This is a genomic window from Dokdonella sp. (assembly GCF_041395345.1).
GTDB lineage: Bacteria > Pseudomonadota > Gammaproteobacteria > Xanthomonadales > Rhodanobacteraceae > Dokdonella.
In genome coordinates, this window is the sequence record NZ_JAWLAR010000008.1 from 41,255 (window position 1) to 60,993 (window position 19,739).

General features: G+C 61.8%; 16 protein-coding genes. 6 read left to right on the forward strand and 10 right to left on the reverse strand.

Translation table 11 applies throughout. The features are described from left to right. Nucleotides 1-74: 74 nt before the first annotated feature. Together R3F00_RS08720 and R3F00_RS08725 are read right to left on the reverse strand one after the other, a co-directional pair. Nucleotides 75-452, reverse strand: a complete 378-nt coding sequence (locus R3F00_RS08720; protein WP_371281396.1) for an MmcQ/YjbR family DNA-binding protein — start codon at nt 450-452, stop codon at nt 75-77. After that, nucleotides 452-1,117, reverse strand: coding sequence for a murein L,D-transpeptidase family protein (locus tag R3F00_RS08725; RefSeq protein ID WP_371281397.1), 666 nt, complete (start codon nt 1,115-1,117; stop codon nt 452-454). The genes R3F00_RS08720 and R3F00_RS08725 overlap by 1 nt, the downstream gene beginning before the upstream one ends. A gap of 289 nt (nt 1,118-1,406) precedes the next feature. Between R3F00_RS08725 and R3F00_RS08730 the strand changes: the two genes are divergently transcribed. Both R3F00_RS08730 and R3F00_RS08735 read left to right on the forward strand, forming a co-directional pair. Beyond that, nucleotides 1,407-1,577: a hypothetical protein gene (locus R3F00_RS08730; protein ID WP_371281398.1), complete on the forward strand. Its 171-nt coding sequence runs from the start codon at nt 1,407-1,409 to the stop codon at nt 1,575-1,577. 34 nt (nt 1,578-1,611) lie between these two features. Beyond that, complete coding sequence (locus R3F00_RS08735; protein WP_371281399.1) at nt 1,612-3,648, forward strand: vanadium-dependent haloperoxidase; 2,037 nt, start codon at nt 1,612-1,614, stop codon at nt 3,646-3,648. 140 nt (nt 3,649-3,788) lie between these two features. On the opposite strand, the gene R3F00_RS08740 is transcribed toward R3F00_RS08735, so the two are convergent. Further along, on the reverse strand, nt 3,789-4,184 hold the full coding sequence (locus R3F00_RS08740; protein WP_371281400.1) for a DUF6165 family protein: 396 nt from the start codon (nt 4,182-4,184) through the stop codon (nt 3,789-3,791). Between the two features lie 144 nt (nt 4,185-4,328). On the opposite strand from R3F00_RS08740, the gene tsaA reads away from it, so the two are divergent. Continuing rightward, nucleotides 4,329-4,865 (forward strand): tRNA (N6-threonylcarbamoyladenosine(37)-N6)-methyltransferase TrmO, encoded by a 537-nt coding sequence (gene tsaA / locus R3F00_RS08745; protein ID WP_371281401.1) that lies wholly within the window; start codon nt 4,329-4,331, stop codon nt 4,863-4,865. Nucleotides 4,866-5,038: 173 nt separating this feature from the next. Here the strand turns inward: tsaA and R3F00_RS08750 are convergent, their stop codons facing one another. After that, complete coding sequence (locus R3F00_RS08750) at nt 5,039-6,124, reverse strand: OmpA family protein (protein ID WP_371281402.1); 1,086 nt, start codon at nt 6,122-6,124, stop codon at nt 5,039-5,041. A gap of 222 nt (nt 6,125-6,346) precedes the next feature. Then, the gene (locus tag R3F00_RS08755) at nt 6,347-7,801 is read right to left on the reverse strand and encodes a bifunctional 2-methylcitrate dehydratase/aconitate hydratase (protein WP_371281403.1); all 1,455 of its coding nucleotides are present in this window, start codon (nt 7,799-7,801) and stop codon (nt 6,347-6,349) included. A 180-nt stretch (nt 7,802-7,981) separates the two neighbouring features. Here R3F00_RS08755 and R3F00_RS08760 point away from each other — a divergent pair, with 180 nt between their 5' ends. The 3 genes from R3F00_RS08760 (at nt 7,982) to R3F00_RS08770 (ending at nt 14,456) form a co-directional block, all read left to right on the forward strand. After that, nucleotides 7,982-9,274, forward strand: a complete 1,293-nt coding sequence (locus R3F00_RS08760) for a PP2C family protein-serine/threonine phosphatase (protein WP_371281404.1) — start codon at nt 7,982-7,984, stop codon at nt 9,272-9,274. Between the two features lie 107 nt (nt 9,275-9,381). Then, entirely contained in the window at nt 9,382-11,400 is a 2,019-nt protein-coding gene (locus R3F00_RS08765; protein WP_371281405.1) for an FAD-dependent oxidoreductase, read from the forward strand. 131 nt (nt 11,401-11,531) lie between these two features. Beyond that, entirely contained in the window at nt 11,532-14,456 is a 2,925-nt protein-coding gene (locus tag R3F00_RS08770; protein WP_371281406.1) for a WD40/YVTN/BNR-like repeat-containing protein, read from the forward strand. 93 nt (nt 14,457-14,549) lie between these two features. Here R3F00_RS08770 and prpC read toward each other — a convergent pair whose 3' ends face one another. The 5 genes from prpC to R3F00_RS08795 form a co-directional block, all read right to left on the reverse strand. Then, nucleotides 14,550-15,698 (reverse strand): 2-methylcitrate synthase, encoded by a 1,149-nt coding sequence (prpC, locus tag R3F00_RS08775; RefSeq protein ID WP_371281407.1) that lies wholly within the window; start codon nt 15,696-15,698, stop codon nt 14,550-14,552. Between the two features lie 55 nt (nt 15,699-15,753). After that, nucleotides 15,754-16,350 carry a hypothetical protein gene (locus tag R3F00_RS08780; protein WP_371281408.1) on the reverse strand — a complete coding sequence of 199 codons (597 nt, stop codon included), beginning with the start codon at nt 16,348-16,350 and terminating at the stop codon, nt 15,754-15,756. A gap of 76 nt (nt 16,351-16,426) precedes the next feature. Next, a complete protein-coding gene (locus tag R3F00_RS08785; protein WP_371281410.1) occupies nt 16,427-17,056 on the reverse strand; it encodes a DUF1003 domain-containing protein in 630 nt (209 codons plus the stop codon). 45 nt (nt 17,057-17,101) lie between these two features. Continuing rightward, nucleotides 17,102-17,989 carry a methylisocitrate lyase gene (gene prpB / locus R3F00_RS08790; protein ID WP_371281411.1) on the reverse strand — a complete coding sequence of 296 codons (888 nt, stop codon included), beginning with the start codon at nt 17,987-17,989 and terminating at the stop codon, nt 17,102-17,104. 116 nt (nt 17,990-18,105) lie between these two features. After that, a complete protein-coding gene (locus tag R3F00_RS08795; RefSeq protein WP_371281412.1) occupies nt 18,106-19,734 on the reverse strand; it encodes a sulfotransferase in 1,629 nt (542 codons plus the stop codon). Nucleotides 19,735-19,739: the final 5 nt, after the last annotated feature.

Sequence of the window (19,739 nt, forward strand, 5' to 3'; positions counted from 1 at the left end):
GATAGGTAATCGATTGCAGCCGGCAGTCTACCAATCAGCCGCGGCACTTTGCGCCCTGTTCCGTGGTGCTGAATTCAAGGCAGTGTGACCCCGAGCGCACGCTGGGTCTTCCTCGGCAATCCGGCGCGCACGAGCTCATAGGACTGGCGCACGTGGTTGGACAACTCGATTTCGCTGAATTCTCCGGGCTCGTTGATGCTGACCCAGTAGGCCCGCGCCATGTAGGGCGCCGTCGTTATTCCAGGCCTGTCGGTCATCTCGAGGAATCGATCCGGACCCACCTTGAAGCTGAGCCGGCCTCGCTCCGGACCGAGCATGCACATGATCGCAAACATCTTGCCGGAAACGCTCCAGACAAGATCCACTTCCCACTTGATGGATCGGGTCGCTCCGGGCCAGTTGGCGCACAGTTCATCGAGCTGCTCGGAAGTCATCCCCATGGATTCGGTCATTATGTCTTGCCTATGCTGTAGTGCCGACCCCGCACACCGATTTCGGGAGGCACTCGGGTCTGCTCGAATAGATCGTAGGCTGGCTTGAGTTCCATCCAGAATTCAAACCACGGCGCGTTTCGCCAAGCCTCGATCCGCTCCGCATCCAGGCGAAACGGGAATGCATGCACCTCGATGGCACGTTGGCCACCTTCGAGAGCAGCCGCTGCCATCGAGTAGATTTCCTCGATGCCTGCATCGCCCATCGCGTAGCAGCCGACCGAAACGCAGTTTCCATGCACCATCAGGAAGTCGCCCGTTCGCCCATGCAATCGATCATAGGTGTTCGGATAGCCGAGATCGAAAGCCAGATGATAGCGACTGTTCGGGTTCAGTTGTCCGGCAGCTACGCTATAGAAGCCTTCAGGTGCCTGCTTGTCGCCCTGGCGAAGCTTCGGACCGGGGCCGCCCGAATACGCGCAAATCGGATAGCTTCGGAAAAGGACGAATTTGCCCGTGTCACTCTCGACCCAGAGTTCGAGCTGTTTCTCCTGCTTGAAGATGCGCATGAAAACAGGGTCGCCGAATAGCAAGCCCAGCTCGGACAGTTCCCGATCGAGCTTCGGGCGCACACGCAATGCAGCTTGCTGCGCTCGACTCGAGCCAATGAGGCCGGTTTCCTGCATGGCGGATCGTCCCGTCGAAACATTCGGAATTGAAACCAAGGCACAGGCGAACGCGATGGAAAGCACTGCAGTGAAAAGGTGTCGATGGTGCATTTCAAAGGTGGATCCCTGTCCCTTCCGATAAACGGCTGGCACGCGTTGAAGCATTGGAGATCGCCGCACCTGCAGCCTCCCCGCCGCGCAAGGCTGAAGCAGCCTCTTGAACGCGTTGCGTCCACGCTTCAGCGCTCCATCTTAGTCCATATGACTCGTGCTCCCGACACGCCTGGGTCAACGAAACCCCGAGGCCATGAACACGGCCGCTGGCAGCGTCGTCCTGTCCTGGCAACGGGCACCCCTGGCTCCTGTTGAACTCGAGAACGACGAGCCTGAGCGTGCAAGACACGGCTCCATCCAACCCGTGGTTCGCTGGATCGGGCCGTTCGCTACCCGATCCTTCTTTGATGCGGTGGCGGGATGATAAAATGCGCTCTCGAATTCAGGGGAATTTCGGAATGGCATTCAATCTGGTCGACAGAAAATTCTGGCCGGGCCTGGTCCTCGCTGCCACTTTCCTGCTTTGCAGCACTGCGGCCGTCGCCCAACAATCCGTCGCCCGCCAGTGGAATGAGCAGTTGCTTGAGGCCATTCGTCACGATCTGGCCAGACCCACCGTGCATGCACGCAACCTGTTTCACGTTTCCGCAGCCATGTGGGACGCGTGGGCGGCTTACGACAGCGTGGCCGACGGATGGCTCGTCCGCGAAAAACTGACTGCCGACGACATTCAGGCGGCGCGCCGAGAGGCTATTTCCCATGCCGCCTATCGCCTGCTCAGCTGGCGATTCGCCAACTCCCCTGGCGCAGCCGTCAGCCTGGCGTCGTTCACCACCCGGATGCAACTTCTTGGCTACGACCCGGCCGACCTGGGCACTGCAGGCGATTCGCCCGCAGCACTGGGCAATCGAATTGCAGCGGCCTACATCAGCTTCGGACTCAGCGATGGCGCCAACGAGGCCAACGGTTACGCGAACCGGCACTACACCTCGGTCAACCCGCCGCTTATTCCGCCCCTGCCCGGCAATCCGGAAATCATCGACCCGAATCGCTACCAGCCTTTGGCCCTCGAATTCTTCATTGACCAGGGGGGCAATGTCATTCCCGGTGGTTTTCCGGAATTTCTCAGCCCCGAGTGGGGCCAGGTCGTGCCGTTTTCCCTCGGCCCTCAGGACCTGACCATTCACACCCGGGACGGATTCGACTACTGGCTGTTCCACGATCCCGGCCCGCCACCACAGATCGGCAGTCCGAGTGGCACAGCCTACCAGGCAAGCTTCGAGCAGGTGGTGCGCTGGAGCGGCCTGCTTGACCCGACCGTTGGCACCACGATCGACATCAGCCCCGCCTCCCGGGGCAACAATACGCTGGGCACCAACGATGGTCACGGGTATGCGCTGAATCCGGTAACCGGCTTGCCCTACGTGCCGGAGATCGTTCCTGCCGGCGACTACTATCGCGTTCTTGCCGAATTCTGGGCTGACGGCCCCGCTTCCGAGACGCCGCCAGGACATTGGTTCACGATTGCGAACGGAGTCTCCGACCATCCACTGACTGTCAAGCGCCTGGGTGGCGAAGGTCCGGTTCTTGACGACCTGGAATGGGACGTCAAGCTTTACCTGGCGCTCGGCGGCGCGATGCACGACGTTGCCGTTTCATCCTGGGGTGTAAAGGGCTGGTACGACTTCATCCGTCCGATCTCCGCAATTCGCTACATGGCCGATCTCGGTCAGAGTACAGACCCCAATCTGCCTTCGTACAATCCCGACGGCATTCACCTGTATCCGGGCGAAATCGAGTTGCTGACGCCCGAATCCATCGCCCCTGGCGAGCGGCACGCGCACCTGGCAGGGCCGGGCAACAGCAATCTCGGCAAGATCGCCGTATTTGCCTGGCGCGGACCCGACTACATCGCCAATCCCGCCACCGACACCGCAGGTGTTGGCTGGATTCTTGCGGAAAACTGGTGGCCCTATCAGCGCCCCACCTTCGTAACGCCGCCGTTCGCAGGCTACGTCTCCGGGCACAGTACCTACAGCAGGGCCGCGGCGACCGTGATGGCCGGATTTACCGGTGATGAATTCTTTCCCGGCGGGCTGGCGGAATTCGAGGCCCCGCAGAACGAGTTTCTCGTCTTTGAAGAGGGCCCAAGCGTCGATATCACCTTGCAGTGGGCCAAATACGCGGATGCCGCCGACGAATGCAGCCTGTCCCGGATCTATGGCGGTATCCACCCGCCTGCCGACGACATTCCCGGCCGGTTGATGGGAGCCGCGATAGGTCCCGAAGCCCTTGATCGGGCGATCCGCCATTTCCAGGGCACAGCGCCGCCCTCAGTCGGGGTTCCTGCGCCTGTCAGGGAATTGCCTTCGAGATCGGCGGTCAGCCTGCTGGTGCTGTTCTCCGGCATGATCCTGCTCGGCTTGTGGGCCGTGCGTCGCCGTCGCTGCATGGACGGCGCCAGCGCCACCGAGCGGTCCAGCGCAAGGCTTTGATCCCGGAAGACCTGATCCTGCCCGCTCGCATCAATCCGGAGCATGGCGAAATTTTCCCGCCTTGCGACGCAGGCCTGGTGCCTGGCGCGTGATCCGGGTGCTCGTCTTTGCCGGTCAAGCCGGGATTGCAGACGACCGATTCAATCCCGGTAGTTCTCGTAGGATTTCTCCTCTACCAGGGTCGAACCGAGTTTTTCGTTGATCTCGCGCTTGTAGGCGGCACGGTCATCATTGCGGAAATAGACTGCTCTCGCGAGCTCGACGAAGTCCTTGTCGAATGACCGGGCCTTTTCCTTCACGCGAATCTGGTCTTCGATGTCCCAGAGCGCCTCGTTGACCGATTTCAGCTTGGAACGCTCCACGCTGATATCCGTTGCCGCGAGTGGATCGGCCGCCCAGGTGCTGTTGAGCAGCTCGAGCTCCCTGCGAACATTGGCCAGTTTTTCCGCATTGCCGATTCGCTCGGACTTGATCTCGAGAATCGTGATCTTGTCGATCAACTCGCCGTAGGATACGGGTACGGAAATCTGGCTCATGGTCATGGGATCCTGCTGAAAGACGAGCATGGTAGGACGGATTGGCGACAAATCGTAGCCCTGGTCCAGCTCTTGTCGAACGGGCTGGCAGGGACATTCAATCGAAAGGCCGGCGTCCAGCCAGGCAACAGGAATCCATGGATCATGCGTGAAACCACGTTGCCGATACTGAAAGCGATAGCGTTTGTCCGCTCGCCGTATTCGCAGCGGATCGAGGCACCTCATCAAGCCACGATCGTGCAGGGCACGGAAACGGGAAAGACGGAAGAAGCCCTGATCGAATTCGTCGCCGACCTGCCCGCCGCTGCCTATCGTGACCTCGAAGGATTCGAGCGAATCTGGCTTCTATTTGCCTTTCATCGCAGCGAGGGCTGGACTGCAGAAGTTCGCCCTCCTCGCGGTGGCGGCAAACGCAGCGTCCTGGCGACGCGTTCACCGCATCGGCCGAATGCCATCGGACTTTCCGCAGTCAGGCTGCTTGCCGTCGAAACGGGGATCCTGCGGGTCAGTGGCATCGACCTGCTCGATGGCACTCCCATCATCGACATCAAGCCCTATGTGCCCTATGCCGATGCGTTTCCGGCCTCGCAAGCAGGATGGATCGACGCCATCGATGCCCGTCACGGCATCCATTCCGCACCGGGACCGCGCAAGCCGCGCAAGACTTCGCCCGGGAGCTGAAGCGGACTTTCGTTCTCCCTCGCAGATATCCCGAGGCCGCAACCCGGGCGAGCGCCAGTTTGCGGAAGGAGCTACTTGCCAGTTCGCACCCGCCCTGCGAATTCGGAAAGTTCCGGCACAAAAAAAGCCCGGCTTTCGCCGGGCTTTCTCTTGTTACTCGACCGAGGTCGGTATTACTTCTGCTGCCACTCGGCACCCACCACGATCTCGGTGCGGCGGTTGCGCGCACGTCCTTCCTTGGTGTCATTGGTGTCGATCGGATTGTTCTCGCCATCACCGCGGACTGCGACGATCTGGTTCGAACCAACACCGTGCGAGGTCAGATAGTCATTGACGATCTGTGCGCGGCGCTCCGAAAGGCCCTGATTGTAGGCTTCGCTACCGATCGAGTCGGTATTGCCGACCAGCTCAACCATGACGCTCGGGTTGCGGCTGAGAACGTCAACGGCCTGATCCAGGATGGCGATCGAGTCAGCCGTCGGCTCCTGCAGGGTCGGACCGATGTCGGACTCGTTCGAACGCGGACGGTCAAACTTGAAGTTGACGCCACGCAGATCGATGACGACAGCGACTTCTTCCGGCTCTTCAGCTGCCGGCGGCGGCGGCGGCGGCGGCGGAGCTGCCGGCGGCGGCGGCGGCGGCGGCGGCTCGGAACCACCGAAGCCGATGGTCAGGCCGACGGCGACGATGCCGTCCACGAAGTGGTTGTAGTCGCCAGCAACGATACCGTTGTTGTCGACCTGGCCACGCAGGCTGTTGTTGTCCTTGTCGTAGCGGGCGAAGATTTCGCCGCGCAGAGCCATGCGGTCATTGAAGTTGTACTGCACGCCACCACCCGCGACCAGCGCCGGATCCCAGCCACTCTCCTGAACCGTGCCGGAGTATGCGGCATGACGAACGAAGCCGAATCCACCAAGCAGGTACGGGCGCCATGCGGAACCCTGATCACCAAAGAAGTAGCGACCGGTGACGGTCAGCTGCACGCTTTCCCACTGACGACCGCGACGATAGTCGGTAGGACCATCCTTGAAGTCGGCATTGTTGATTGCGTATTCGACATCAACGGCGTAATTCGGATTCACCCACCAGCCGATACCGATACCCGAGTACAGCGAGGAATCAGTACCACGGTCACTGTCCGGAAAATCTGTGCCAAGGCGCGGAGCGAGGTACCAGCTTCCATCCTGCGCGCTCGCAGTGGAGATACCGCCACCAACCAACGCCACAGCGATCAGAGCGCTTAAGGCTTTGTGTTTCATCATTGCAAGTTCCTCTTTTTGTTAGACCACAACTCGAACGCCACGGTGTGAAGCAGGACGCAGACACCCTGTTGCTGCGTATCTTACGACGAATCAATCACGGAAATACAGGATTTTAACAATTTGTCTGACATCGACCCCGCTCGATGGATTTCTGGCAAATCCCTTTTCGTTCAGGTACTTGCACAGAAAAAGCCCCTGAACGGCATGTTAAGGCAAAAACTAATTGATCGCAAACAGGTCCAGCAGCTGGTTGATGGGCATGTTTTCGAAGCCTTTCGGGTCGCGGCTGGCGGCCAGAATTGTAGCGACATTGCGCTCCGGGAGCTGAGCAGCGATGGCATTTTCGAACTTTTTCAGCAGGACCGGAATACCCTCCGCGCGCCGCTTGCGGTGGCCGATCGGGTAGTCGATCGAAACTTTCTGCGTGCTCGAGCCATCCTTGAAGAATACCTGCAAGGAATTGCCGATATAGCGCTTGTCGGGATCGAAGTAGTCCCTGGTGAATTGCGGGTTCTCCCTGACCTCCATCTTGCTGCGCATGGCATCGATTCTCGGGTCGGCCGCAACATCATCGTTGTAGTCGCTGGCGATCAGCCGACCGAATATCAGCGGCACGGCCACCATGTACTGGATGCAATGATCGCGGTCTGCATAGTTCGCCAATGGGCCGGTCTTGTCGATGATGCGGACCCCTGCCTCCTGGGTCTCGATCTCGATACGCTCTATGTCGTCGATTCGCGGGCCCACTTGCGGATGCAACTGCATGGCGCATTCGACGGCTGTCTGCGCGTGGAACTCGGCTGGATAGCTGATCTTGAACAGCACGTTTTCCATGACATAGCTGCCAAAGGGCCGTTCGAACTCGAATGCCTTGCCCTTGAAGGCAATGTCATAGAAACCCCAGGTCCTGGCGGTCAGTGCGGACGGATAACCGACCACGTTCTTGTCGACCGCATTGAAGGCATGGATAACCGCTCGGCGGCAGGCATCACCGGCCGCCCAGCTCTTGCGCGGGCCGGTATTCGGAGCATGTCGGTAGGTGCGCAAGACACCGTTGTCGATCCAGCTGTGCGAAACCGCGTTGATGATCTGCTCTTTGCTGCCGCCGAGCATGGCTGTGGCAACGGCCGTGGAGGCCAACCGGACCAGGATCACGTGATCCAGCCCGACCCGGTTGAAACTGTTCTTCAAGGCATAGCACCCCTGAATCTCATGCGCCTTGATGGCCCAGGTCAGGACGTCACGCACGCTCATCGGCTTGCCGCCTTCGCGCTCGGCCTTGCGTGAAAGATAGTCGGCCACGGCGAGGATCGCGCCGAGGTTGTCGGAGGGATGACCCCATTCCGCCGCCAGCCAGGTGTCGTTGAAATCGAGCCAGCGGATCTGCGTGCCGATCGCGAATGCCGCCTGGACCGGATCCAGCTCATGGCTGGTTCCCGGAACGCGGACGCCGCCCGGGAGTACTGCGCCCGGCACGATCGGGCCGAGGTGCTTGACGCAGTCCGGAAATTTCATCGCCAGCATTGAGGTCGCCAGCGAGTCGAGCAGCATGTTGCGAGCCGTATCGTAGGCTTCCGTCGAATCAATCACGTAGTCGGCGACGTAATTGGCGATATCGACCATCGGCTGGTCGGGTTCGGGCCTGGCGGCCGAGCGAATGTCGTGTCCGGACATGAGGGGTTTCCGTTGGATGTGGTTGGAAGATCCGCGACCGAATCTGGGCTCGATCGCGCAGCCGCATATTGTGCCAGATGCAGTCTCGACTCGCCCGGCGTGCGGTCTGGCTGATCGAAACTCTCTTGGACCGTTTCCGGCTCACAGGCAGAATGCCGCTTCCATTTCCGGAACAGCCCCGTGCCCGACACAAGCATCCTGGACAGAATTTGCGAGCTGAGCCGATTTGACGACGATTCGGCAGCGGCACTGCGCTCGCTGCACACGCATTTCGCGCACACCCTTGATCAGTGCTCGGTGGCGCTTGTGCTGGTACGCGGCCTGCCCTTCGGGCTATGCCGTCTGGCCGGCTCGATTGCGCCCGACGGGCGCGAACATGTGCCAAACACCGACCCGTTCGGCGTGGCTGCCGAACTGCCCCTGTTCGACGATGCCGTTGCGAACCGTCTGTTGGCCGACATCAACCCGCGTAGAATCCAGCTCACGGCCGCTGAACAGACCCTGCCGTTCCCGCAAGCTCTGTTCGGCGCCACGACCCTGCTCGGCATTCCGACCGTCAACAACGGCGAAGTTGCGCACTGGGTGATTTTTGGCAGCGCCAATCCCGAACAGTTCGCGCTGGTGGACCTCGACAAGCTGCTGATCGAAGTGAATCTTGCCGCCAGTCTGCTCGTGCGCCCGCTTTCGACTCGCGCCTTGCGCGATGAAAGCGCGCGCCAGCGCCAGGCCATCGAAGGCCTTGCCGATGTGCAGAAGCAGTTGTTGCCCGACGACCCGAAGATTCTGGGTCTCAGCTACGCCATCCACTGGCAACCGGCCGACACGGCAGCGGGCGACTACTACGACATGGCCAACCTGACCCATCGTGCACCGGCGGATTTCCAGCGCGACAAGCATGACGTCTGGGTAGTCACTCTCGCCGATGTCTCCGGACACGGAGCGGCGGCAGCGATGGAGGCCGTCCAGTTCGACGCGATCATGCGCACTTACAAGGGTAGCGAGGAAGCCGGGCCGGCCGGAGCGCTCACCTATGCCAATCGCCACTTTTTCTCGCGCCGCATTCGGCACCACTTCCTCACTGCCGTTGCCGTGCTCTACCGACCCGATATTCGACGCGCGACCTACGTTTCGGCAGGACACCCGCCAATCTTGCATCGGCAGGGAAACGCCGTCATCGAGCATGGTGCCGAGACGCAGATTCCGCTCGGTGTGCTGCGCGACCATGAGTGGGTCAACCACCAGTTCGAGCTGGCCCTGGGAGACATCCTCGTGCTCTATACGGACGGCATCATCGAAGCCCGCAATGGTCGCGGCGAACCCTTTGGCACCGAGCGTCTGAAATCGCTGGTGGCGGCTGGTCCAAGTGATCCCCGATTGCTCCTGGTAAGCCTGCGAACGGCGCTGTTCGAATATCAGGGCGGCGAAATAGGCAGCGACGACCAGACCCTGATCGTGTTCCGGATCACCGCCTGATCATGAGAGCCCGTGATCGCATCGGACACGGGTCCGGCAATCATTGGACTTGCCGACTGACGCGCATGCAGGCATCTTGAACGATCGTTTGAATCCGGTAGGACCTGATGGACTATCCACACCTGTTCGCCCCGCTTGATCTCGGCTTCACGAGCCTGCCCAACCGCGTCCTGATGGGCTCGATGCACACGGGCCTCGAAGACAAGGCCAGGAACTACGATCGCCTGGCCGTCTATTTCGCCGAGCGCGCACGCGGCGGCGTGGGTCTCATGGTGACGGGTGGAATTGCGCCGAACCTGGAGGGCTGGCTCAAGCCTTTCGATGGCCGCCTGACCATGCCCTGGCATGTCGCACGACACCGCAAGATCACTGAGGCGACGCATGCCGAGGGCGGACGCATCTGCATGCAGATCCTGCATGGCGGACGCTATTCCTATCATCCGCTTTCCGTCGGCGCATCGAAGATCAAGTCGCCGATTACGCCGTTCGCGCCACGCGCACTGTCCACGCGCGGCGTCGAGCGCACGATCGGCGATTTCGCCGACTGCGCGAAACTGGCCCAGGATGCCGGCTACGACGGCGTCGAAATCATGGGCTCGGAAGGCTACCTGATCAACCAGTTCATCACTGCACGAACCAATACGCGTGAGGATGAATGGGGCGGCAGCCCCGAGAAGCGCATGCGCTTCCCGATCGAGATCGTGCGTCGCACGCGCGCCGCGGTCGGGCGCGACTTCATCATCATCTACCGCCTGTCCATGCTTGACCTGGTCGACAACGCGCAGAGCTGGCACGAGATCGTGACCCTGGCCAAGGCGATCGAAGCGGCCGGGGCGACGCTGATCAATACCGGAATCGGCTGGCATGAAGCCCGTGTTCCAACCATCGTCACCTCGGTTCCGCGCGCCGCATTCGTGGGCGTGACTGCCAAACTCAAGCGCGAGGTGTCCCTGCCCCTGATCACGACCAACAGGATCAACATGCCTGATGTCGCCGAGCGGATCCTCGCTCGCGGCGATGCCGACATGGTTTCGATGGCACGCCCGCTGCTGGCCGATCCGGAATGGGTGAACAAGGCGCGCAAAAGCAAGGCTGACCGTATCAACACCTGCATCGCCTGCAATCAGGCCTGTCTCGATCATGTCTTCGAGAATCGCCACGCAACCTGTCTGGTCAATCCGCGTGCCTGCAACGAAACCGAATTGCTGATCACGCCCACGACAACGCCGAAACGGTTCGCCGTTGTCGGTGCAGGTCCGGCCGGCCTTGCCGCCGCAACGACCCTGGCCGAACGCGGGCATGCGGTGACCCTGTTCGACCAGGCCGAAGAAATCGGCGGGCAGTTCAACATGGCCAAACGGGTCCCCGGGAAAGAGGAGTTCCACGAAACCCTGCGCTACTTCCGCAACCGCATTGCCGATACCGGCGTCGAGCTGCGCCTGGCTACGCGGGCCAGTGCAGACTCTCTCGGCGCGTCCGGCTTCGATGCGGTCATCGTTGCCACCGGCGTCACCCCACGCACGTTGCGCATTCCGGGCAGCGATCATCCGCGCGTCCTGAGCTATCTCGACGTGCTGCGCGACAACAAGCCCGTGGGACAGCGCGTTGCCATCATCGGTGCCGGCGGCATCGGCTTCGATGTTGGGGAGTTCCTCGTCGAGGACGCACCGTCGCCTACGACCGATGTGGAACGCTGGACGACTGAATGGGGCGTCGATCTCGACATTGAGCACCGGGGCGGACTTGTCCAGGCAAGGCCTGAGAAACCCGAACGCCAGGTCTGGCTGCTGCAAAGAACCGAAGGCCGGCTCGGCGCACGCCTGAACAAGACGACGGGATGGGTCCACCGGGCCACGCTCAAGGCCAAGCGCGTGCAGATGCTTGGGGGAGTCAGCTACGAACGCTTCGACGATGCGGGCCTGCACATCACGGTCGCTGGAAAGCCTCAGTTGCTCGAGGTCGACAACGTGGTCGTCTGCGCCGGCCAGGAGCCGAATCGCAGCCTGGTTGACGAACTGACCGGTGCCGGTATTGCGACGCATGTGATCGGCGGTGCCGATGTTGCCGCCGAACTCGATGCCAAGCGCGCCATCGATCAGGGCACACGACTCGCTGCCACACTCTGATCAATCCTGAACAGCGTTCTGTGCTTCAATCCGGAAATGTCGACTGAGTCGCGTTTTGTCTGTCGACATTGACACGAATTGTTCCAGGCCCAGCTTCTAGAGTGGTCCGGACACGTCCTGGAGAGAGTCGCATGCACGCATTTCCGCTGAAGCCCCTCGCAGTCAAGACCTGCTTCGCCACCTTGTTTGTCATGATCTCCGGGCTGCCGGCGATCGCCGCTGTCGGCAGCTGGAGCAGCGCCGGCCCGTACGGCGGATCGAACTACTCGCTTTCAGTCTATGAGCCCGGGCCCAGCACGCTGATTGCGACCGGCCGCGGCGGAATATTCCGCAGCCTCAGTTCGGGAACGAGCTGGCAGCGCATCGAGGTCGGCCTTCCCGAAGCCGTCTACGCGCAGGGCATCGCTGTCGGCACCTCGGCGCCGGTTCTCTACCTGTCGAGCTTCTACCAGCTGTTTCGTTCAGGCAATGGAGGCGACCTCTGGGTACCGCTGAGCACACCGCTGCCCCCTGACAACTACATCTACGACGTATCCCTGCGCCGCGGAACCAGCAACAGCATCGCCATCGCCACTTCGCTCGGCGCCTATGTCTCGACCAATGGCGGCAGCACCTGGATCGGACCGGGCGCCGGAGGCACCACTGTCCAGTTCAGCAAGATCGTGTTTGCTGCCGATGGATCGTTGTACATGGGTGTTCAGTACGCCGATGCATCGGCCTTTGGCGGCGCGACCTTGCTGAAGAGTACTGACGGTGGCGCTAGCTGGGCGCCGTTGGCAAACCAGCCTCCGGGACTGTTCGGGGTCAGCGTTCTGGTTGTTTCACCGGTGGATCCGCAGCGCATCCATGTCGGTGATGGATCCAGTGCCGCCACCAGCAGCAATGGAGGAGCGAGCTGGTCGGCGCTGTCCCTGCCGTCGGCAGGAGCGGGTTGCGGCAACTTCCGTGCAATGGCCGCGCATCCCGCGGACGCGCAGGCTCTGTTCGTTGCCTGCAGCAACAACGGCGTGCACTTCACCGCTGATGTGAGTGCGCCTGGCTGGATCTCCTGGACAGCCGCCAATGGCCTCAGCGTGAATGGAACCGACCCGGTCCAGGCGGGCGCGCTGGCCATCCACCCCGGCTATCCCGGCACCGCAACGCTCTGGGCAGGAACGGTGGATGGCGGCCTGTTCCGGACCACCAATGGGGGAACCAACTGGAGCACGATCAACAACGGCTACGAATCGGTCAACATACGCGCCCTGGCCACGCATCCAGTCGATACGAATCCCGCCGGTGCCGTCGTCCTTGCCGGTCTTGGCGACTCCTTCACTACGACCAACGCGATCTACAAGTCTTCCAATGGCGGCAGTGCCTGGGCGCCCTCACTGACAGGCCTGAACGCCGAACAGATCCGTTCGATCGCGATCGACCCGACCACGGTCGACAACGATATTCTGACCGCGGAGAATTTCACGGTCTACGCAGCCGGACGCTCGGAGCGCATTCCGACGAATGCGAACAAGGACGGTGGCATCTACAAGAGCACTGATGCCGGCAACACCTGGACCACGATCGACAATGGCATCGCCCTGATAGCCGGCCAACCCGACATGGGTACCGTGCGCAGCATTGCACCCGATCCAAGATCCTGCGCTGCGCCTCCTGCATCGGGTCCCTGCCCGATCGGCAGCGGCCCGCTGCAGACCCTCTTCGCTGCCGGTGGCGGCCGCCCGAATCTCAGCGCTCCCGGTCTGCCCTACAACTCCGCTCGCATCTACAAGAGCACCAATGCCGGCGGCCTCTGGACGCCATCGGAGACCGGCTTGCCGCTGCCACAGGACCTCGGCCCGACGGGCGCCTTCAACTACGCGTGGATGGGCGGCATCGTTCCACTCGTGTTCGATCCGACTGACACGCAGACCATCTACATCGGCAGCTTTCTTTCCTGGGACTCCACGGCCAGCGGCGCAAGCGAACCCACCCTGCCCAATGGCGTATTCAAGTCCACGGATGGCGGCGCGAGCTGGGTCCACTCCAGCAACGGATTGCCGCATGTCCTCTCACCGGCCAGCTCCCATTACGACGTGCTGGCGCTGGCCATCAACCCGGTGAACCCGCAGATCCTGTATGCCGGGGTCATCAACTTCTATGCGCCGACGACCATCGGCCGCATCTACAAGAGCGTCGACGGGGGTGCCAACTGGAGCGAATCAAGCACCGGCATCGCAGGTCAGGATGTGCGTGCCCTGTTCATCGACCCGATGGACCCGACCGGAGACACGGTCTATGCAGGCACGGGCGGCGATGGCGCCAATCCGGGCGGCGTCTATGTGACAACAAACGGCGGGGCCAGCTGGAACTCGATCAGCATCGGACTGCCGGCCGACTCCGCCACGTCGCTGGCAATGCCGGCGCGCGCACCCGGCGCACCTGCTCGCGTGCTGATCGGAACCAACGCCGGCGTCTGGGATTACACCGCAGCGGCCGACCCGGATCTTGATGGTTCGCCGTCCGCCGTCGAGAACGGCGTGCTAGCCGGAGACGGCAATGACGACGGCATACCGGACGCCAACCAGACTTCCGTCGCATCGATCTCCGCACCCGGCAGTCTCGCCGACCCGGGAACCCAGGCGAGCAATGGCAGCATCGTCCAGACAACGATCGAGATCGTGCCGGTATCGGGCGGCTGCAGCCAGCTCAACGACAGCGCCAGCCTGCAGGCCGATCTTTATCCGCCGGATCCGGCTGGAGCGCCAGACAGCCATTCTCCCTGGGGACTGGTCAGCTTCTCGCTGCCCAACTGCAGCCTTGCCAAGGTGCGGGTGACGTTCCACGGCGCCAATTTCGATTCGAACTGGAAATGGCGCAACTACGGCCCGCGCATCCCGGGAGACGCAACAACGTTCGGATGGTATTCGTTCGCCGGCGCGCAGCGCATTGATGCAGAAACCTGGGAGCTGACCGTGGACGCCGCTTTGCAAGGCAACTATCGCAACGATCCCAACGACATCCTGTTCGTCGGCGGACCGGGCAATCTTCCGGACACCGTGTTCGAAAACGGATTCGAATGACGCACTACTCGAAACTTGAAAAGCCGCGGCTCCCCGCGGCTTTTTTCTTCTGCGTCGGACTGATCTTGAACCCAGGCTTCTGCAGATTGATCGCTAGCGATCCTCGATGGGTACGAACTTGAGATCTTCCGGACCGGTGTAGTTCGCACTGGGCCGGATGATCTTGCCGTCGATACGCTGCTCGATCACGTGGGCGCTCCAGCCCGCGGTGCGCGAGATCACGAACAACGGCGTGAACATGGCGGTCGGCACGCCCATCATGTGGTAGCTGACCGCGCTGAACCAGTCGAGGTTGGGAAACATCTTCTTGATCTCCCACATCGTCGATTCGAGGCGTTCGGCGATGTCGAACATCTTCATGTTCTTCTGCTCGGCCGACAGCTCGCGGGCGACTTCCTTGATGACCACGTTGCGCGGATCGCTGACCGTATAGACCGGATGGCCGAAACCGATCACGACTTCCTTGCGGCCGACGCGTTCGCGGATGTCCGCTTCGGCCTGGTCGGGCGTGTCGTAGCGCTTCTGGATCTCGAAGGCGACCTCGTTGGCACCACCATGCTTGGGTCCGCGCAAGGCGCCAATGCCGCCGGCGATGCTGGAATACATGTCGCTGCCGGTTCCGGCGATCACGCGCGATGCGAATGTCGAAGCATTGAATTCGTGCTCGGCGTAAAGGATCAGCGAGGTATGCATGGCGCGCGTCCACAGCGCGCTCGGCGCCTTTCCATGCAGCAGGTGCAGGAAATGGCCGCCAATCGAATCATCGTCGGTCTCGACGTCGATCCGCTTTCCGTTGACGGCAAAGTGGTACCAGTAAAGCAGGATCGAACCCAGTGACGCCATCAGGCGATCGGCGATGTCGCGCGCCCCCGGATGATTGTGGTCATCCTTCTCGGGCATGACGCAGCCTAGAACCGAAACGCCGGTGCGCATGACGTCCATCGGATGCGCCGATGCCGGAATCTGCTCGAGCGCGGCCTTGAGCGAGGCGGGAATGCCGCGCAGCGACTTGAGCTTGCTCTTGTACGCAGCCAGTTCAGCGCGGGTTGGCAAGGTGCCGTGCACGAGCAGATGCGCAATTTCCTCGAATTCGCAGGTCGTGGCGACATCGAGGATGTCATAGCCACGATAGTGAAGATCGTTGCCGGTCTTGCCTACCGTGCACAGCGCCGTATTGCCGGCAGCGACTCCGGACAGTGCTACCGACTTCTTGGGCTTGAATGGGGTCGCTGATTCGCTCATGGCTTTCTCCATTGGGACCCGTGCAACGGCGCGGCGGGTCGTTGAGTTGTTCCGGTCAATCCCTGAAGGATTCGCTTTCTGGCAGTGCCGGACATTGATCGATTTCGGAATCGCCGGGGAGTCGATCCGGCTCACGACCGGATTGCAGCCAGCACTCGCCCAGCGTCGAGCAATAGCAGATCTCGCTTTGCACGCGGCTGGCCATGCCGTCGCGAAAGACTTTCCAGCCAGAGGTATCTGCCACGGAGATCGCAAGCACACGCTCGCCCGGGCTTATCACGGTATTGCTGACCGTAGACACCACGTAGCCCTCGGCAGTCATACCGAGTGCCCCCAGGACTTCCGCCCAGCTGCGCACTGGCTTGCCGTCGACCCAGACGCGCAGCGAGCGCACGATGGCGGGCCCGACTCCCTTGTTGTGCACACCGATGGCCTGGTCCGGATCGTAAAACCCGATCAGCAGGTTCGGCCAGACTTCGGCGCGGACCTGCTGACGCTGGAGATAGGCGGTGTATCCCGATACCAGAAGCGCCAGCACGCCGATAAACACCGCCACCATGGCCGTAACGGCATCCCAGTTCCTTTGCCGAGGCTGCGCTCGGGGCATTTCCACCGAGCGGACCCGATCCGTTTCGTTGCCGGCGTCGCTCATCCGCTCCACCCCGGCGATCGATCGTTGCTGATCATGGCGACAAGGTTGTCGATCACATCCTCACGCGTTGTACGGTTCATGGCAGGTCTTCTCCCGACTTGTGCCCGGCCGGCAAGGGCCCGATACCCGACAGCTGCTCAACCAGCCGCTGCAGCAACTCGATCTGGCGGTTCTGGGCGTCGACCAGGGAGGCCCAGTCGCGCTCGCGCATCTCGTCGAGCTTCTCATGCACTTGCATGATTTCGAGTTCGGATTTCACGTTGACTTCGTAGTCATGCTGCGCCTGCATCCGGTCCGCGGCACTCGCGCGATTCTGGCTCATCATGATGATCGGCGCCTGGACCGCGGCAACGCAGGAAAGACACAGATTGAGCAGGATGTAGGGGTACGGATCAAATGCCTTGCCTGCCAGCAGCCAGGTGTTGAGCAGCATCCACAGGACCAGGACCGAGAGAAAGACAATGATGAAGGTCCAGGTGCCGCCGACCGCCGCAACTTGATCGGAGAGGCGTTCGCCGAAGCTGAGGCTTGCATCGAATTCCCTCGCGATATTCCGCGAAACGCTACGACGCGCAATGAATCGTTCAATGACCGCACGCTCGTCGGCAGGCAGCTTCTCTATTTCCGCCTGCAGCAACTTGTGCGCGGTCTGCCGCCGATCGATTCTTGCGGCGCTGAAGCTAGCGCCGGAACGTGGCTTGTTCATCGTTGCTGGATCGCATTGCGGATGACCGTGGATCTTGGCATTGGCTCAGCTTTTCTTCGCGAACAGTTCATCGAGGTGTTGTTCAAACTCGTGATAGCCGATGCGCTCATACAGCTCTTCTCGCGTCTGCATCGTGTCGATCACGTTCTTCTGGTGGCCGTCACGTCGAATCGCCTCGTAGACGTGTTCGGCGGCCTTGTTCATGGCCCGGAATGCCGACAGCGGGTAGAGCTGGATGGCAACGCCCGCCGAGGCGAGTTCCTCGCGCGTGAACAGGGGCGTCTTGCCAAACTCGGTGATGTTGGCCAGGACGGGCACCTTCACTGCATCGACAAAGCGCTTGTAGGTCGGCAAATCATAGGCGGCCTCGGCGAAGATGCCGTCGGCTCCTGCCTCGACGCAGGCGACTGCGCGCTCGATGGCGGCATCGACGCCCTCGACCTGGATCGCATCGGTGCGCGCGATCAGGAAAAAGCCGGGATCCGTTTTGGCATCGGCGGCCGCCTTGACGCGATCAGCCATCTCCCCGGCAGTGACGATTTCCTTGCCGGGGCGGTGGCCGCAGCGCTTGGCGCCAATCTGGTCTTCGATATGACAGGCGGCCGCGCCGGCCTTGATCAACGACTTGACCGTTCGTGCGATGTTGAAGGCGCTGGGACCGAATCCGGTATCGATGTCGACCATCAATGGCAGGTCGCAGACGTCGGTGATCCGACGCACGTCGATCAACACGTCGTCCAGCGTATTGATGCCAAGGTCGGGCATGCCGAGTGAACCCGCCGCTACGCCCCCACCCGACAGGTAGATCGCGCGGTATCCGGCACGACGGGCCAGCAAGGCATGATTGGCATTGATCGCGCCGATCACCTGCAAGGGTGTTTCCTGCGAGAGGGCAGCGCGGAAACGCGTGCCGGCGGACTCGAGACTGGCCATGGAATCTCCCGGAAAACGATCATTTTAACCCACCGAAGGTCGTTGCATGGCCTGTCCTGGCCACTTCCGCTTCGCGGCGGCCGCCTGAAGCCGCCAGCGGACGGACTGCTCCGGCGTCAGACCCTGTCGGGTTCGAGCAACAGGCGAAGGGGCTCAAGCCAGGTCGCGTACGGCCGCCAGCGACCGACGCTGCGGGTATTGATCGAACTGCGCACCTGGACCGTACTCAGGGTATTGACTGCCTTGCCTGCATTCGCCGACATGTCGATGGCCTGCGGCGACCAGTCGAGGCCGCAAAATTCGTACAGCCGTTTCGATTCGGCGGCCGGATCGCTGACCAGGTCCTCGTAATTCACGTCGAGCACGAAACCCGGGTAGCAGGCATGCCAATGCCGCATCAGGCGCCGATACTGGGCGTGGAAATGCGCGACATCCTCCATCGAGTTGCTGTAGCGGACGCCATCGACGAAGTATTCGCGCAGGTTGGCAAAGCACAGGTCCATCGGATCCCGGCAGACATGAATCACCCTGGCCTGCGGCAGCGCATTGCGGATGAATCCGATGAGCTGGAAATTGCCGGGCATCTTCTCGGTCACGTAGCGGGCCGAGCCAAAGCGGGTGCGGCCTTCGGACAGGAAATTCCTGGCCACGCTCGAGTGATCCAGGCGATTGACACTGGCTACCAGCTCCGCGTCGAGCAGTTGGGAACAATAATGGTTGGCGCCGAGCCGCAATGCATTGCTCAGTCGCTGTGATTCCCCGTAGTCGAAGACTTCGGCATGCGCACCAAGGATGCGCTCGACGAGGGTCGTCCCGGAGCGATGCATGCCCACAATGAAAATGGGCACGGGCCCGTCCTCGACGCTCGCTTGCGCTTCGCGCATCGTCGGAAAGCGCTGAATGATCGCGTCGTACAGGCGCTGACGTGCCAGGCGGTTGTAGGGCAGGCGATTGCGCGTCGTCTGGCATCCCTGCGCCAGCGCCGCCCAGGCGCCGTCGACATCCCCCAGGTCGTCCATCTCCTTGAACAGCGCGAATTCGAGAAAGGCACGATCACGTGCGTCGGCGCAATGGCGCAGGCGCTCACGCAATCGGTCCACATGGTTGGATTCGACGGTCTGGCGACCCAGTTGGCTCAGTTGCCAGTGAGCCATGGCCAGCCCATGCGGCTTCCGTGCAATGGGTTCAAGCTCGTCCCGGGCAGCGCCGAAATCACCGCCGAAACCGAGCACAAGGGCGTGCGTACTTCGGCACGAGTCATTGCCGGGCGCCTTGGCGACAGCCTCGCGAGCCCAGTCGAGGGCCAGTTCCTGCGCTCCGATGGCACTCAGCATCTTTGCCGCCTCGGCCTGATCGACCGCAGCGATGGCAGGCCGATCCGGGTACTTGCCTGCCCACTCGATCATTGCGTCATGCGCAACGAACAAGCGCAGGTGGCGGAGGGTCTCGGCGACCAGCCGAGCCGGGCATTCAGCCGTACCTGCCGCCTCGACGAGGCGTCGTCGGGCTTCGCGAAACTGGCCATTGCCCAGTTCGATTCGCGCATGCAACAGCTCGGGTTCGATCTGACCCGGACTCTGCAATCGCCACTCGTCCAGAACAATCAGGGCCTCTCGCTGGCGCCCAGCCGCCAGATGGCTATCGACCCGGTTTCGGAAATCTGCGGATGTCATCGAGATGAAGTGTCTGCGTCGCCTGGCCAACCCGGCAACCCGCTTCCAGGTCTCGGGGCTCGAATGCTGCATGTTAC

What these genes read in the sequence shown, in the direction of transcription:
- R3F00_RS08755 (WP_371281403.1), bottom strand. Translation starts at nt 7,801, where the DNA reads ATGTCCGGACACGACATTCGCTCGGCCGCCAGGCCCGAACCCGACCAG.
- R3F00_RS08725 (WP_371281397.1), bottom strand. Translation starts at nt 1,117, where the DNA reads ATGCAGGAAACCGGCCTCATTGGCTCGAGTCGAGCGCAGCAAGCTGCA.
- prpB (WP_371281411.1), bottom strand. Translation starts at nt 17,989, where the DNA reads ATGGCCAGTCTCGAGTCCGCCGGCACGCGTTTCCGCGCTGCCCTCTCG.
- R3F00_RS08730 (WP_371281398.1), top strand. Translation starts at nt 1,407, where the DNA reads ATGAACACGGCCGCTGGCAGCGTCGTCCTGTCCTGGCAACGGGCACCC.
- prpC (WP_371281407.1), bottom strand. Translation starts at nt 15,698, where the DNA reads ATGAGCGAATCAGCGACCCCATTCAAGCCCAAGAAGTCGGTAGCACTG.
- R3F00_RS08780 (WP_371281408.1), bottom strand. Translation starts at nt 16,350, where the DNA reads ATGAGCGACGCCGGCAACGAAACGGATCGGGTCCGCTCGGTGGAAATG.
- R3F00_RS08795 (WP_371281412.1), bottom strand. Translation starts at nt 19,734, where the DNA reads ATGCAGCATTCGAGCCCCGAGACCTGGAAGCGGGTTGCCGGGTTGGCC.
- R3F00_RS08770 (WP_371281406.1), top strand. Translation starts at nt 11,532, where the DNA reads ATGCACGCATTTCCGCTGAAGCCCCTCGCAGTCAAGACCTGCTTCGCC.
- tsaA (WP_371281401.1), top strand. Translation starts at nt 4,329, where the DNA reads ATGCGTGAAACCACGTTGCCGATACTGAAAGCGATAGCGTTTGTCCGC.
- R3F00_RS08740 (WP_371281400.1), bottom strand. Translation starts at nt 4,184, where the DNA reads ATGAGCCAGATTTCCGTACCCGTATCCTACGGCGAGTTGATCGACAAG.
- R3F00_RS08785 (WP_371281410.1), bottom strand. Translation starts at nt 17,056, where the DNA reads ATGAACAAGCCACGTTCCGGCGCTAGCTTCAGCGCCGCAAGAATCGAT.
- R3F00_RS08750 (WP_371281402.1), bottom strand. Translation starts at nt 6,124, where the DNA reads ATGAAACACAAAGCCTTAAGCGCTCTGATCGCTGTGGCGTTGGTTGGT.
- R3F00_RS08765 (WP_371281405.1), top strand. Translation starts at nt 9,382, where the DNA reads ATGGACTATCCACACCTGTTCGCCCCGCTTGATCTCGGCTTCACGAGC.
- R3F00_RS08720 (WP_371281396.1), bottom strand. Translation starts at nt 452, where the DNA reads ATGACCGAATCCATGGGGATGACTTCCGAGCAGCTCGATGAACTGTGC.
- R3F00_RS08735 (WP_371281399.1), top strand. Translation starts at nt 1,612, where the DNA reads ATGGCATTCAATCTGGTCGACAGAAAATTCTGGCCGGGCCTGGTCCTC.